The organism is Mitsuaria sp. 7, assembly GCF_001653795.1.
Lineage (GTDB): Bacteria > Pseudomonadota > Gammaproteobacteria > Burkholderiales > Burkholderiaceae_C > Roseateles.
Genome location: NZ_CP011514.1, coordinates 3,889,838 through 3,904,266 on the forward strand (window position 1 = coordinate 3,889,838; position 14,429 = coordinate 3,904,266).

Below are 14,429 nucleotides of genomic sequence, written 5' to 3' on the forward strand. Positions count from 1 at the left end.
GGGCCAGCGGCGGTGGCAGTACTGAAGCCCTTAGACCAGCACGCGCTCGATGCCCCCGTTGTTGGCCTTGGCCACGTACTCGGGCATCCAGTTCTCCCCGAGGATCTTGCGGGCCATCTCGACGACGATGTAGTCCGCCTCGAGCAGGCCGTTCTGCATGTCGTCGCCGTAGCGGCTGAGACCTTGCAGGCAAGACGGGCAGCTGGTGAGGATCTTGAGGTTCTCGTCGGCGCCGACCTTGCCGGTGTCGCGCAGCTGCGTCTCCGCCTTGCGCAGTTCCTCTTCCTTGCGGAAGCGGACCTGCGTCGACACATCCGGCCGCGTGACGCCCAGCGTGCCGCTCTCGCCGCAGCAGCGTTCGCTCTTCATGACCTCGGGCCCGACCAGCGCCTTCACCGTCTTCATCGGCTCCTGGAGCTTCATCGGCGAGTGGCAGGGGTCGTGATAGAGGTAGGCCTGCTTGGTGTCGAGCTTGATCCCCTTCTCGAGCAGGTACTCGTGGATGTCGATGATGCGGCAGCCGGGGAAGATGTCCTCGAACTTGTAGCCCTGCAGCTGGTCGTAGCAGGTGCCGCAGCTGACCACCACCGTCTTGATGTCGAGGTAGTTCAGCGTGTTGGCCACGCGATGGAACAGCACCCGGTTGTCGGTGATGATCTTCTCGGCCTTGTCGAACTGGCCCGACCCGCGCTGCGGGTAGCCGCAGCACAGGTAGCCCGGCGGCAGCACGGTCTGCACGCCGGCATGCCAGAGCATGGCCTGCGTCGCCAGGCCGACCTGGCTGAACAGCCGCTCCGAACCGCAGCCCGGGAAGTAGAAGACCGCCTCCGCTTCCGCCGAGGTCTTCTGCGGATTGCGGATGATGGGGACGTAGTCCTTGTCCTCGATGTCGAGCAGCGCGCGCGCCGTCTTCTTCGGCAAGCCACCCGGCAACTTCTTGTTGATGAAGTGGATGACCTGTTCCTTGATCGGCGCGGTCCCCACCGTCGCCCGCGGCGCCGCGGTCTGCTTGCGCGCGACGCGCTTGAGCAGGCTGTTGGCGATGCGCTGGGCCTTGAAGCCGACGCCGACCATCGCCGCGCGGGCGATCTTGATCGTCTCCGGATTGGTCGCGTTGAGCATCAGCATCGCCGCCGCGTTGCCGGGACGGAAGCTCTTCTTGCCCATCTTGCGCAACAGGTTGCGCATGTTCATCGTGACGTCGCCGAAGTCGATCTTCACCGGGCACGGATTCAGGCACTTGTGGCAGACCGTGCAGTGGTCGGCGACGTCCTCGAACTCTTCCCAGTGCTTGATCGACACGCCGCGGCGCGTCTGCTCTTCGTAGAGGAAGGCCTCCACCAGCAGCGAGGTCGCGAGGATCTTGTTGCGCGGGCTGTAGAGCAGGTTGGCGCGCGGCACATGCGTCGCGCACACCGGCTTGCACTTGCCGCAGCGCAGGCAGTCCTTGATGGACTCGCTGATCGCGCCGATGTCGCTCTGCTGCATGATCAGCGACTCGTGCCCCATCAGCCCGAAGCTGGGCGTGTAGGCGTTGGTCAGGTCGGCGAAGGTGGTCTGGCCGCCCAGGCCGCCGGTCCCGGGCCGCAGCAGCTTGCCCTTGTTGAAGCGACCTTCCGGATCGATGCGCGCCTTGTAGCCGGCGAAACCCGCCAGTTCCTCATCGGTGAGGAACTCGAGCTTGGTGATGCCGATGCCGTGCTCGCCCGAGATCACGCCGTCCAGCGAGCGGGCCAGCGTCATGATGCGTGCGACGGCCTCGTGCGCGGTCTGCAGCATCTCGTAGTTGTCCGAGTTCACCGGGATGTTGGTGTGCACGTTGCCGTCGCCGGCATGCATGTGCAGCGCCACCCAGACGCGGCCGCGCAGCACCTCCTTGTGGATGCGCTTGCACTCCGCCAGGATGGGCGCGAAGGCCCCGCCCGCGAACACGTCCTGCAGCGGCTTCAGGATCTGGCGCTTCCAGCTGGCGCGCAGGGTGTAGTCCTGCAGTTGCTCGAAGTAGGAACGATCGCCCTCACGAGGAAGGTCCAGTTCCTGCATCCACGTGCGCCATTGCAGGCCGGTCTCGTCCAGCAGCGCCAGTGCCTGCGCCACGCGATCCTCGAGCAGCTCGGCGCTCGGGATCTCGCCGGCGTCGTCGCCCTTGCCCAGCGGCAGGTGGCCGTCGGCGAAGAAGGTGCGCAACGCGTCGATCAGCGCCAGCTTGTTGCGCAGCGACAGCTCGATGTTGATGCGCTCGATGCCCAGCGTGTACTCGCCCATGCGGGGCAGCGGGATCACGACGTCCTCGTTCACCTTGAACGCGTTCGTGTGCTTGGAGATCGCCGCCGTGCGCTTGCGGTCCAGCCAGAACTTCTTGCGCGCATCGGCGCTGACCGCGACGAAACCTTCGCCCGAACGGCCGTTGGCCAGGCGCACCACCTCGCTGGTGGCGCGCGCGACTTCATCGGCGTCGTCACCGACGATGTCGCCGATCAGCACCATCTTCGGCAGCCCGCCGCGCTTGCTCTTGGTCGCGTAGCCGACGGCCTTCAGGTAGCGGTCGTCCAGATGTTCGAGGCCGGCCAGGATCGCTCCATTCGGCTTCTTCATCTCGCCGAACATGAAGTCCTTGATGTCGACGATCGACGGCACGCAGTCCTTCGGATTGCCGAAGAACTCCAGGCAGACCGTGCGCACGTGCGCCGGCATGCGGTGCACGATCCAGCGCGCGCTGGTGATCAGGCCGTCGCAACCTTCCTTCTGGATGCCCGGCAGTCCCGCGAGGAACTTGTCCGTCACGTCCTTGCCCAGGCCCTCCTTGCGGAAGGTGCGGCCGGGGATGTCCAACCGTTCGGTGCGCTCCAGCGTCTTGCCGGTCGCGTCGTAGTAGTGGAGGTCGAAGCTCGCGACCTCGACGTCATGGATCTTGCCGAGGTTGTGATTGACGCGGACGACTTCGAGCCACTTCGCGTCCGGCGTCACCATCCGCCAGGAGGCGAGGTTGTCCAGCGCCGTGCCCCAGAGCACCGCCTTCTTGCCGCCGGCGTTCATCGCGACGTTGCCGCCGACGCACGAGGCTTCGGCGGAGGTCGGATCGACCGCGAACACGAAGCCGTGCAGCTCGGCCAGGTCCGACACGCGCTGCGTGACGACGCCGGCTTCGGTCCAGATGGTCGGGACCTCCCGGTCCAGGCCCGGCAGGCGCTGCATCTCGACGCCGCGCATGGCTTCGAGCTTCTCGGTGTTGATCACCGCGCTGTTCCACACCAGCGGCACCGCGCCGCCGGTGTAGCCGGTGCCGCCGCCGCGCGGGATCACCGTCAGACCCAGTTCGAAGCAGCCCGCGACCAGCGCGGCCATCTCGGCCTCGGTGTCGGGGGTCAGCACGACGAAGGGGTACTCGACGCGCCAGTCGGTCGCGTCGGTCACGTGCGAGACGCGCGACAGGCCGTCGAACTTGACGTTGTCCTTGGCGGTGATCTTCGCGAAGACCTTGACCGCGCGCTTGCGCAGCTCGGCCACCTGCTCGAACTGGTGGGAGAACGCGGCGACCGCCGCCTCGGCCGCGGTCAGCAGCTCGCCGACCCAGGCGTCGCGCTTGGCGTCGTCCTCCGGATGTCGACGGCGCTGCACTTCGCCCAGGCGATGGCGCAACGCGCCGATCAGCGCCTCGCGGCGCTTGGGGTTGTCCAGCAGGTCGTCCTGCAGATAGGGGTTGCGCTGCACCACCCAGATGTCGCCGAGGACCTCGTACAGCATGCGCGCGGATCGGCCGGTCTGGCGCTCGGTGCGCAACTGGTCCAGCAACTCCCACGCGCGGGCGCCGAGCAGGCGAAGGACGATTTCGCGATCGGAGAAGGACGTGTAGTTGTACGGAATCTCGCGCAGCCGGGCGGCGGGCGCGTGCGGCTGGCTCAGGTCGCCGGCCATCGCGGGGTCGGCGGGCATCAGCAGATGCGGTGCATTCATGGCGGCCAGGTGCTCGCGCACCGGGGTTGCGGCAGGCCGGCGTCCAGGGGAGCGGACACCGATGCCAGGCTGGAAAGACAAGCGGAGAGAGCATGCGCCCCGAGACCTGGCAGCGCCCCGGACTTGTGGTCCCCGCGCGCTTGGACAAGGGCACGGAAGCGGCGTTCGCGAATGGCCGCGATCGGCAGCCGGCCCGGTCTGGGCAATGGTGGGAATCCTAACCCACCACCAGAGGGCAATCCCGGGCGAGGGACTCTAAGTTCGCCAGTGTCACAATCGCCGAATAAGCTCGCCGGCCCTCGGCGGACCGTCCACCCGACGACGTCCGCCGCGGACCGCAGAACCACCCTCCCCGAGCATCGGAGACCCATGAAGCACCTCCCGACTTCCCTGTTGGCCACATCGGCCGTCGCGCTCGCCGCACTCCTCTCGCCCGCCGCTGCGTCGGCGCAGACCGAGATCCAGTGGTGGCACTCGATGGGCGGCGCCCTCGGCGACTGGGTCAACGACCTGGCCAAGGACTTCAACGCCAGCCAGAAGGACTACAAGATCGTCCCGACCTACAAGGGCAGCTACGACGAGTCCATGGCCGGCGCCATCGCCGCCTTCCGCGCCGGCAACGCGCCGCACATCCTGCAGGTCTTCGAGGTCGGCACCGCCACCATGATGGCCAGCAAGGGCGCGATCGTGCCGGTGGGCCAGGTCATGCAGCAGGCCGGCGTCAAGTTCGACAACGCCGCCTACGTGCCTGCCGTCGCCGGCTACTACACCGCGCCGAACGGCCAGATGCTGAGCTTCCCGTTCAACAGCTCGACCACCGTCTTCCACTACAACAAGGACGCGTTCAAGGCCGCCGGCCTCGATCCCGAGAAGCCGCCCACGTCCTGGCCGGAAGTCGCCGCCGCCGCGGCCAAGCTGAAGGCCTCCGGCTCCAAGTGCCCGTTCACCACGAGCTGGGTCAGCTGGACGCAGCTGGAGAGCTTCTCCGCCTGGCACAACGTCGAGTACGCGACCAAGAACAACGGCTTCGGCGGCCTCGACACGCGCCTGGCGTTCAACACGCCGCTGCACGTGCGCCACATCGAGAACCTGGCCAACATGGCCAGGCAGGGCCTGTTCGTCTACAAGGGCCGCGGCAACAGCGCCGACTCCAGCTACTTCTCCGGCGAGTGCGCCATGATGACCGGCTCCTCCGGCCTCTACGCCAACGTCAAGAAGAGCGCCAAGTTCAACTTCGGCATCTCGACCCTGCCCTACTACCCCGACGTGCCCGGCGCGCCGCAGAACACCGTCATCGGCGGCGCCAGCCTGTGGGTGATGTCCGGCAAGAAGCCCGCGGAGTACAAGGGCGTGGCCGAGTTCTTCCAGTACCTGGCGCAAGCCCAGGTCGCTTCCGAGAGCCACAAGCGCACCGGCTACCTGCCGGTGACGAAGGCGGCCTACGAGCTGACCGAGAAGAGCGGCTTCTACAAGCAGAATCCCGGCACCGACGTCGCCGTGCAGCAGATGATCCGCAAGACGACGGAGAAGTCGCGCGGCGTGCGCCTGGGCAACTTCGCGCAGATCCGCACCGTCATCGACGAGGAACTGGAACAAGTCTGGGCCGGCAAGAAGCAGCCCAAGGAAGGCCTGGACGCCGCGGTGAAGCGCGGCAACGAGCTGCTGGAACGCTTCCAGAAAGCCAACAAGTCCTGACCCCCGGCTGAGCGCTGACACACCGGAGCGGCCGCGCCGCTCCGGGTCCGCCTTCCCCGGTCTTTCCCGGTCCTCCCCTTCCCTCTTTCGGCGCCGCTCCCGGATGTCCCAACAGAAACGCGTGGTGTTCCGATCGCGCTGGCTGCCCTGGCTGCTGCTGGCGCCGCAGGCGCTGGTGATCGGCGTGTTCTTCTTCTGGCCCGCGGCGCAGGCACTGCTGCAGAGCCTGCAGCAGCAGGACGCCTTCGGCCTGTCGACCGAGTGGGTCGGCCTGGCCAACTTCCAGACCCTGTTCAACGACGACAGCTACCTCGCCTCGTTCAAGACGACGGCGGTGTTCTCGCTGCTCGTGGCCGTGCTCGGGCTGGCGCTGTCGTTGCTGCTGGCCACGATGGCCAACCGCGTGGTGCGCGGCGCGCCGGTCTACAAGACGCTGCTGATCTGGCCCTACGCGGTCGCGCCGGCGATCGCGGGCGTGCTGTGGCTGTTCATGTTCGCGCCGTCCATCGGCGTCGTCTCCTACGGTCTGCAGCGCCTGGGCGTGGACTGGAATCACCTGCTCAACGCCGACCACGCGATGACGCTGGTCGTCATGGCCGCCGTGTGGAAGCAGGTCTCCTACAACTTCCTGTTCTTCCTGGCCGGGCTGCAGTCCATCCCCAAGTCGCTGCTGGAGGCCGCCGCCATCGACGGCGCCGGCCCGTGGCGCCGCTTCTGGACGATCACCTTCCCGCTGCTGTCGCCGACCTCGTTCTTCCTGCTGGTGATCAACGTGGTCTACGCGTTCTTCGACACCTTCGGCATCATCGACGCGGCCACCCACGGCGGCCCCGGCAAGGACACGGCGATCCTGGTCTACAAGGTCTACTACGACGGCTTCAAGGCGCTGGACCTGGGCGGCTCGGCCGCGCAGAGCGTCGTGCTGATGGCCATCGTCATCACGCTGACCGTCCTGCAGTTCCGCTTCGTCGAAAAGAAAGTGCAGTACTGAATGGTCGAGCGCCGCCCCGCCCTGACGATGCTGTCGCACCTGATCCTGGTGCTCGGCGTGCTGATCGTCGCCTTCCCGCTGTACATCGCGTTCGTCGCCTCGACGCACACCGCGACCGAGATCGTCCAGGCCCCCATGCCGATGCTCCCGGGCTCGCACTTCCTGGACAACTACGCCGCCGCGCTGTTCGGCAACAGCGGCGGCGGCTCCAAGGCCCCGGTCGGCCAGATGATGTGGGTCAGCTTCGTCTCCGCGATGGTCATCGCGGTGGGCAAGATCGCGATTTCGCTGCTGTCGGCCTTCGCGATCGTCTACTTCCGCTTCCCGGCCCGGAACTTCTTCTTCTGGGCCATCTTCGTCACGCTGATGCTGCCGGTGGAAGTGCGCATCGGGCCGACCTACCAGGTCGTCTCCGACCTGAAGATGCTCAACTCCTACGCCGGGCTCACGGTGCCGCTGATCGCCTCGGCGACCGCGACCTTCCTGTTCCGGCAGTTCTTCCTGACGATTCCCGACGAGCTCGTCGAAGCCTCGCGCATCGACGGCGCCGGCCCGCTGCGCTTCTTCCGCGACGTGCTGCTGCCCTTGTCGAAGACCAGCATCGCGGCGCTCTTCGTCATCCAGTTCATCTACGGCTGGAACCAGTACCTGTGGCCGCTGCTGGTCACGACCGACGAGCAGATGTACCCCGTCGTCATCGGCATCAAGCGCATGATCAGCGGCGGCGACGCGGCCAACGACTGGAACATCATCATGGCCACGGCGATGCTGGCCATGATCCCGCCGGCGCTGGTCGTCGTGCTGATGCAGCGCTGGTTCGTCAAGGGCCTGGTGGACGCCGAGAAGTAGGCGCTGAAAAGTAAAACGAGAGAAGACTCCGATGGCAAGCATTTCCCTGCGCAACGTCGTCAAGCAGTACGGCACCGGCGCCAAGGCCAACCCGGTGATCCACGGCGTCAACGCCGAGATCCGGGACGGCGAGTTCGTCGTCATCGTCGGTCCGTCGGGCTGCGGCAAGTCCACGCTGCTGCGCATGGTCGCGGGCCTGGAGGAGATCAGCGGCGGCGAGATCGCCATCGGCGAGCGCGTCGTCAACGAGGTCGAGCCCGCCGACCGCGACATCGCGATGGTGTTCCAGAACTACGCGCTCTACCCGCACATGAGCGTGTACGAGAACATGGCCTACGGCCTGAAGATCCGCAAGCTGGCGGAAGGCCAGATCCGCGAGCGCGTCGACAAGGCCGCGCGCATCCTGGAGCTCGCCCACCTGCTGCAGCGCAAGCCGCGCGAGCTCTCCGGCGGCCAGCGCCAGCGCGTCGCGATGGGCCGCGCGATCGTGCGCGATCCGCAGGTCTTCCTGTTCGACGAACCGCTGTCCAACCTCGACGCCAAGCTGCGCGTGCAGACGCGGCTGGAGATCCAGAAGCTGCACCGCGAGCTGGGCGTGACCTCGCTGTTCGTCACGCACGACCAGGTCGAGGCGATGACGCTGGCGCAGCGCATCGTCGTCATGAACGGCGGCCGCATGGAGCAGTTCGGAACACCCGACGAGGTCTACGGCCGCCCGGCGACGACCTTCGTCGCGAGCTTCATCGGCTCGCCGGCGATGAACCTGCTGAAGGGTCGTGTCGACGGTCGGCGCTTCATCCTCGGCAATACCGCCCTGCCGCTGCCGCAGCCGGCACCGCGCGAGGGCGAGCTCATCCTCGGCCTGCGGCCCGAGCACGCGCTGCCGCACGACGGACAGATCGTCGCCGGAGAAACCACGGCCTGGCCGCTGAAGGTGGACATGGTTGAGATGCTGGGCGCGGAGCGGCTGGTCTACGGCCGGCTCGGCGACGCGGCCTTCACGCTGCGCATCGATGGCACCGACACACCGCCGCAACCCGGCGACGAGGTGCTGCTGAAGGCGCCCGCCGAGCGGCTGCACTGGTTCGATCCGGCGACTGGCCAGCGCGTCGACTGAGCGCGGCGCGGCGCGACGCGACGCTCGCCTTCGAGGATCCACGATCAGGGAGAACGACATGACGATCCGGACACCCATCCTTGATGACGAGACCAACTGGCCCTGGTCGCTGCCCTTCTGGGTCGCGCATCGCGGCGCCGGCAAGCTGGCGCCGGAGAACACGCTGGCAGCGTTCCGTGAAGGTGCGCGCCACGGCTACCGCGCCTTCGAATGCGACGTGAAGCTGAGCGCCGACGGCGTTCCCTTCCTGCTTCATGACGCGACGCTGGACCGCACGACGACTGCGCGCGGCCGCGCCGCGGACCGGACCTGGAGCGAGCTCTCCCGCCTGGACGCGGGCCGCTGGCACAGCCGCGCCTACGCGGGCGAACCGCCGCCCAGCCTGGAGGCCATCGCCGCCTTCGTGCGCCGCAACCAGCATGCGCTGAACATCGAGATCAAACCCACGCCGGGCGATGAGTTCCGCACCGGCGAGGTCGTCGGCGGCGAGGTGCTTCGCCTGTGGGAAGGCTCCGCGCCGGATACGGTGCTGTTCAGCAGCTTCCAGCCGGAGGCGCTGCGCGGCGCGCGTGAATCCGCGCCGCAGGTGCCGCGCGGGCTGCTGCTCGACAAGCTCGAGGGCGACGGCTGGCTGCGGCTGGCGCAATCGCTGGGCTGCCGTGCCGTCATCACGCATTACGCGCTGATGGATCAGGCACTGGTCACGCGCCTGCACGAGGCCGAGATGAAGGCCCTGGTCTACACGGTGAACGATGCCGCCGCTGCGCAGTGGCTGATCGCCAACGGCGTGGACGGGATCATCACCGACGCCGTCGACCGCTTCAGCCCGACGGCCTGAACCGCCGGAACTCGATCAACGCACGAGCCCCATCAACGCGTGGGATCGATCAACGCGTGGGATCGATCAACGCGTGGGATCGATCAACGCGTGGGATCGATCAACTCGTTGATCGAGATCATCCCGTAGATGCAGGTGTCGCTGAGCTGGCCACTGACGTTCAGCGCGTCATCGCGCAACAGCCCTTCCAGCGAGAAGCCGCAGCGCTCGGCCACGGCGCGGCTGGCCGCGTTGCGCGAATCGGTGCGGATCTCCAGACGCCGCGCGCGCAACGCGCCGAAGGCCAACTGCGCCAGCGCGATCACGGCCTCCGACACCAGCCCGCGCCCCGTGTGCGTCGGGCTGATCCAGTAGCCGAGCTCGTAGCGGCGCACCTTCCACTCCAGCGTGTGCAGCCCCGCGCCGCCGATCAGCCGGCCGACTTGCCCGTCCGGCCCGCGTTCATGCAGGTAGTACGCGAGGTGCTGCCGCTGCAGGAACTGCGCCTGCATGCGGCGCGCGATCGCCTCGGACTGCTCGACGCTGGGCGTCTCGTGCGCCCAGGGCATCCAGGGCTTGAGGTACTCCTGGGCGTCCAGGACCGCCCGGTTGAGGACGGGCCCGAGGCCCGCGCGTGGCGCCAGAAGCACGAGACGCGAGGTCTCCAGGCGTTCGGGGACCTCGATGAGGATGGGATCTTCGGCGGGCATGACTCGCATGGTGGACGGCGGTTCCATCAGTTGCCGTTGACCGGCTGCAAGTTCGTGCCGCTCGCCTGACTCGCAGGAGGGATGCCCGGCATGGCTTCGGCGCCCAGCGGCGGATCCTCATCCTCGACCCGGGGCAGCACCTTCACCGAGCGGATGGCCTGGACCTGCCATGCCAGCACCGCCAGCAGCAACGCGCCCACACCCGCGAAGGCCAGGGCGGCGCGCAGGCTGACGTGTTCGCCGAGCCAGCCGCCGATCAACGCGCCGGGGCCGGCGGGGATCAGGATCAGCCAGCGCATGGTGCTGGTCATGCGGCCCAGCAGCGGGCCCGGCGTCACCGCCTGCCGCAGCGACAGGAAGTTGATGAAGATGAACACCGCGCCGATGCCGAACATGAACAGCGTGAAAGCGAAGGCCGCGACGCCCCACGCATTGGCCGGCGCGACGCACAGCGCCGCCCAGCCCACACCGCACAGCGCGAAGCCGCTGACCAGGCAGGGCCCGGGTCCGAGGCGCGCGCTGACGCGGTGGCCGATGGCGCTCGCCAACACCGTGCCGGCGCCCAGCGCGATGTAGGACAGGCCGACGCTCTGCGCCGACAGCCCGAGCACGCGCGTCGCGAACAGGATCTGCACCACCTGCGCCGCCTGGTTGAACATCTGCCAGCCGCCGACCGCGCAGGCCAGCGCCACCAGCATCGGCTTGCCGCGCACGAACGCGACGCCGGCCTTCAGGTCGCGCCAGAAATGGGCACCGTCCAGGCGATGCAGGGTCTCGTTGACCTTCACGCCGCGCAGGATCGCCGCGGAGGCGACCAGCAGCAGCGCGTCGACCGCCAGCGCCAGCGGCGCGCCGACGAGCTTGATCAGCGCACCCGCGACGCCGGGGCCGGCGACTTCAGCCCCTGAAGAAGCCAGCGCATTCTTCGCATGCGCCTCGACCAGCCGGTCGCGACTCACCACCTGCGTCAGCACGATCTGCGAGGCGCTGCCGGCGATCGTGTACACGGTGCCGAGCAGGAAGCCCACGAAGTAGAGCCAGGGCATGCCCAGCCAGCCCAGCCAGTGGGCGATCGGCACGCTGGCCACGGCGACGGCCAGCGTGAGCTCGCCGACGATGTAGACCGGCAGCTTGCGCACGCGGTCCAGCCACACCCCGGCGGGCAGCGAGAACAGCACGAAGGGCGCGAGCTCCATGGCCGTCAGCAGGCCCATCTGCGTCGGCGACGCGTGCAGCAGCACCGCCGCGGTCAGCGGCAGCGCCAGCAGCGTGATCTGCCCGCCGAGGGAGCTGATCAGGATGGACGTCCACAGACGCCGGTAGACGAGGTTGCGCAGCAGATCGCCGGCGGGGAGCTGGATGAGATCCAGCAGGCGGTCGAGCAGACGGTCGACCCACGTGGTTGTCCTCTTGGGCAACATGATGAAACTCCGGATGCGGTCCGCGCGGGGCGTCGTGCGCCGGGTACGGACCGGGCGAGCGGGACGCCGTCAGCGTCGCGGTCGCGGAAAGCCAAGGACCTGGGGGCCGGCCCACTGGGGGCAGTTCGGGGCCGGCGGGCGCCGTGAAGGCGCTACGGTCGTCGCGCCCAGCCGGCCTGGCCAAGCGCGCGCACCGACGCCAGGGCGTCGTTCTTGGTGCGGTCCAGCAGCTTGGTCATGAGTCGGCTCCGATCGTGGATCGTGGCGTGAGAGCTTCCGGGGAGGAAGAAGGCGTCGATGCTATCAGCGCGCCTGCGTCATCGACAAGTGTGGAAAGGCAGGGGACTCACCAGCCCGCGGCCGCGCCGTCGCGCCGCGGATCGCTCGCGGCGACGTAGCCCTCCACCGCGGGATCGCCGAGGCGCCAGATGAACTGGCCCGCGCCGAAGTCCTGATAGCTGTCGCTGATCTCGGCGATCTCGTGGCCCAGGGCGCGCAGTCCCGCGACGGCTTCCGGGTTCATCGTCGACTCGACGTTGATCGACAGTCCCGCGTTGTAGCGCCAGCGCGGCGCATCGCAGGCGGCCTGCGGATGCTGGCGGTGGTCGAGCATGCGGACCAGCGTCTGCATGTGGCCCTGCGGCTGCATGTTGGCGCCCATGACGCCGTAGCTCATCTGCGGCTGGCCGTCCTTCATGAGGAAGGCCGGGATGATGGTGTGGAACGGCCGCTTGCCCGGCGCGACGACGTTGGCATGGCCCGCCTCGCGCGTGAAGCCGTGACCGCGGTTCTGCAGCGAGAGCCCGTAATCCGGCACGACGACGCCCGAACCGAAGCCGTGGTAATTGCTCTGGATGAAGCTGACCATCATCCCGCTCTCGTCCGCGGCGGTCAGATAGATGGTGCCGCCCTTGACCGGATTGCCGGCCTGGAAGTCCTGCGCCTTGTTCCGGTCGATGAGCTTCGCCCGCTCGGCGAGATAACCGGCGTCCAGCAGCTCAGCGGCCTGCACCTTCATCGTCCGCGCGTCGCTCACGTAGCGGCAGGTGTCGGCGAAGGCGAGCTTCATCGCCTCGATCTGCAGGTGATGCGACGCGGCGCTGTCCACCGGCAGCGACGCGACGTCGAACTGCTTGAGGATGCCCAGCGCGATCAGCGCCGCGATGCCCTGCCCGTTGGGCGGGATCTCGTGCAGCGCGTGGCCGGCGTAGTCCATGGAGATCGTGTCCACCCACTCCGGCGCGTAGGCGGCGAAGTCCGCAGCGGTGATCGCGCCGCCGGTCTCGCGCGCGAAGGCGGCCGTGGCTTCGGCGATCTCGCCGCGGTAGAAGGCTTCGCCCTTCGTTTCAGCAATGAGGCGCAGCGTGCGCGCGGCCGCGGCGAACCGGAACACTTCGCCCACCTCGGGCGCGCGGCCCTTGGGCAGGAAGGCCTCGGCGAAGCCCGGCTGGGACACGAGGTCCTCGACCTTCGACGCCAGTTGCCACTTGCCCTGCACGACCACCGGCACGGCGTAGCCGCGCTCGGCGATCTCGATCGCTGGCGCCATGAGGTCGGCGAACGGCAGCTTGCCGTAGCGTTCGCTCAAGGCGACCCAGCCGCCCACCGCGCCGGGCACCGTCACGGCATCCCAGCCGCGCAACGGCAGCGAAGCGCCGACGCCGTGCTTGCGGTCGAAGTAATCCGGCGTCCAGGCCTGTGGCGCGATGCCGGAGGCATTCAGGCCCTGCAAGCTCTTGCCGTCCCACACGATCGCGAAGGCGTCCGAACCGAGTCCGTTGCTGCAGGGCTCGAGGAGCGTCATGCAGGCCGCGGTCGCGATCGCGGCATCCACCGCGTTGCCGCCGTGCCCGAGGATGCGCAGGCCCGCCTGCGCGGCCTGCGGATGCGAGGTCGACACGACATTGCGCGCGAAGACCGGGCTGCGTTGGCTCGCGTAGCCGCGGGTCCAGTCGAAGGCGTGGTGGGGGGCGGTCATCGATGTCTCCTGGATGCGTGCGCGGCATCTTGCCCGATGCCTCCCGCGTCCGACAGCGCGCAAGACCTGACCCGTGAAGGACCCGTGCGGATTGCGTAACCCAATGCAAAGCTGCAAGGCGCTGTCAACACATCGTGTCGCCGCGTCGTTGTCTGCTCACCTTGTTCAACCCGCTGGAGAAACCAGATGCAAGCCTTCAAGACCATCAAGACCCTGGCCCTGATCCCCGCCCTGCTGATTGCCGGCGCCGCGATGGCCCAAGGCACCGCCACCCCGGCAGCGCCCGCGACCCAAGCCGCTCCGGCAGCGATGGCCGCCCCCGCGTCCGACGCCAAGGCTGAGCACAAGGGCGCCAAGCATCACAAGGCCGCCGGCGACAAGACCGCCGCGCACAAGGCCGGCCACAAGAAGGCCGACAAGGCTGAGAAGCCGGCCGAAGGCGCCTCCGCCGCCAAGTAATCGGCGCCGAGGTCGGCAGGACGCGGCGACCGCGTCCTGGACGCCCCAAAAAAGAAACCGCAGCACCGGGTGACCGGTCTGCGGTTTTTCTTTGTCCAGGGCTCGTCTGTTAGCCGCCAAGCGGCTGAGGGAATCAGGCAGCCAGTTGGGCGATCGGGATGACGCGCGAGGGAGTAACGCAGGTCACGCCGTGGGCGGCGGCGCAGTGGCGCAACGCTTCATTGAACACATCGCGCGCGCAGTCGTGGCAGCTGCCGCAGGCGGAGGCCACCTGCGTCTCGTCCTGGAGCACGTCGAAGTTGTGAACGCCGTCGGCCACGTTGCGGCGGATGTCGCGGTCGGAAACTCGATGACAGAGGCAGACGATCATGGCGGCGGCGAGTCAGGATGAACCTGGGATGCCGGAATACTAACGCAAACGCGAATCCCTCTCAATTG

The 14,429-nt window shown here is 68.1% G+C and carries 11 protein-coding genes; 6 read left to right on the plus strand and 5 right to left on the minus strand.

The window, feature by feature from the left end; translation table 11 throughout:
* Positions 1–30: 30 nt before the first annotated feature.
* Entirely contained in the window at positions 31–3,954 is a 3,924-nt protein-coding gene (locus tag ABE85_RS17035) for an FAD/FMN-binding oxidoreductase (RefSeq protein WP_157522550.1), read from the minus strand.
* A 369-nt stretch (positions 3,955–4,323) separates the two neighbouring features.
* Here ABE85_RS17035 and ugpB point away from each other — a divergent pair, with 369 nt between their 5' ends.
* The 5 genes from ugpB to ugpQ all read left to right on the plus strand — a co-directional run bounded on the left by ugpB (position 4,324) and on the right by ugpQ (position 9,444).
* The gene (gene ugpB / locus ABE85_RS17040) at positions 4,324–5,649 is read left to right on the plus strand and encodes a sn-glycerol-3-phosphate ABC transporter substrate-binding protein UgpB (RefSeq protein ID WP_067277176.1); all 1,326 of its coding nucleotides are present in this window, start codon (positions 4,324–4,326) and stop codon (positions 5,647–5,649) included.
* A gap of 103 nt (positions 5,650–5,752) precedes the next feature.
* The gene (gene ugpA, locus ABE85_RS17045; protein ID WP_067277179.1) at positions 5,753–6,640 is read left to right on the plus strand and encodes a sn-glycerol-3-phosphate ABC transporter permease UgpA; all 888 of its coding nucleotides are present in this window, start codon (positions 5,753–5,755) and stop codon (positions 6,638–6,640) included.
* Complete coding sequence (ugpE, locus tag ABE85_RS17050; protein WP_067277182.1) at positions 6,641–7,489, plus strand: sn-glycerol-3-phosphate ABC transporter permease UgpE; 849 nt, start codon at positions 6,641–6,643, stop codon at positions 7,487–7,489.
* Positions 7,490–7,520: 31 nt separating this feature from the next.
* Entirely contained in the window at positions 7,521–8,606 is a 1,086-nt protein-coding gene (locus ABE85_RS17055; RefSeq protein ID WP_067277186.1) for a sn-glycerol-3-phosphate import ATP-binding protein UgpC, read from the plus strand.
* Between the two features lie 58 nt (positions 8,607–8,664).
* Positions 8,665–9,444 (plus strand): glycerophosphodiester phosphodiesterase, encoded by a 780-nt coding sequence (gene ugpQ / locus ABE85_RS17060; protein ID WP_067277188.1) that lies wholly within the window; start codon positions 8,665–8,667, stop codon positions 9,442–9,444.
* A gap of 83 nt (positions 9,445–9,527) precedes the next feature.
* Here the strand turns inward: ugpQ and ABE85_RS17065 are convergent, their stop codons facing one another.
* From ABE85_RS17065 to ABE85_RS17075, 3 genes are all read right to left on the minus strand, one after another.
* Positions 9,528–10,133 carry a GNAT family N-acetyltransferase gene (locus ABE85_RS17065; RefSeq protein WP_067282943.1) on the minus strand — a complete coding sequence of 202 codons (606 nt, stop codon included), beginning with the start codon at positions 10,131–10,133 and terminating at the stop codon, positions 9,528–9,530.
* Between the two features lie 26 nt (positions 10,134–10,159).
* On the minus strand, positions 10,160–11,554 hold the full coding sequence (locus ABE85_RS17070; protein ID WP_082938694.1) for an MFS transporter: 1,395 nt from the start codon (positions 11,552–11,554) through the stop codon (positions 10,160–10,162).
* Between the two features lie 346 nt (positions 11,555–11,900).
* The gene (locus ABE85_RS17075; protein ID WP_067277190.1) at positions 11,901–13,532 is read right to left on the minus strand and encodes a gamma-glutamyltransferase family protein; all 1,632 of its coding nucleotides are present in this window, start codon (positions 13,530–13,532) and stop codon (positions 11,901–11,903) included.
* Between the two features lie 186 nt (positions 13,533–13,718).
* Here ABE85_RS17075 and ABE85_RS17080 point away from each other — a divergent pair, with 186 nt between their 5' ends.
* Positions 13,719–13,991 carry a hypothetical protein gene (locus ABE85_RS17080; protein WP_067277192.1) on the plus strand — a complete coding sequence of 91 codons (273 nt, stop codon included), beginning with the start codon at positions 13,719–13,721 and terminating at the stop codon, positions 13,989–13,991.
* Between the two features lie 133 nt (positions 13,992–14,124).
* Here the strand turns inward: ABE85_RS17080 and ABE85_RS17085 are convergent, their stop codons facing one another.
* Positions 14,125–14,361, minus strand: a complete 237-nt coding sequence (locus ABE85_RS17085; protein ID WP_067277194.1) for a bacterioferritin-associated ferredoxin — start codon at positions 14,359–14,361, stop codon at positions 14,125–14,127.
* Positions 14,362–14,429: the final 68 nt, after the last annotated feature.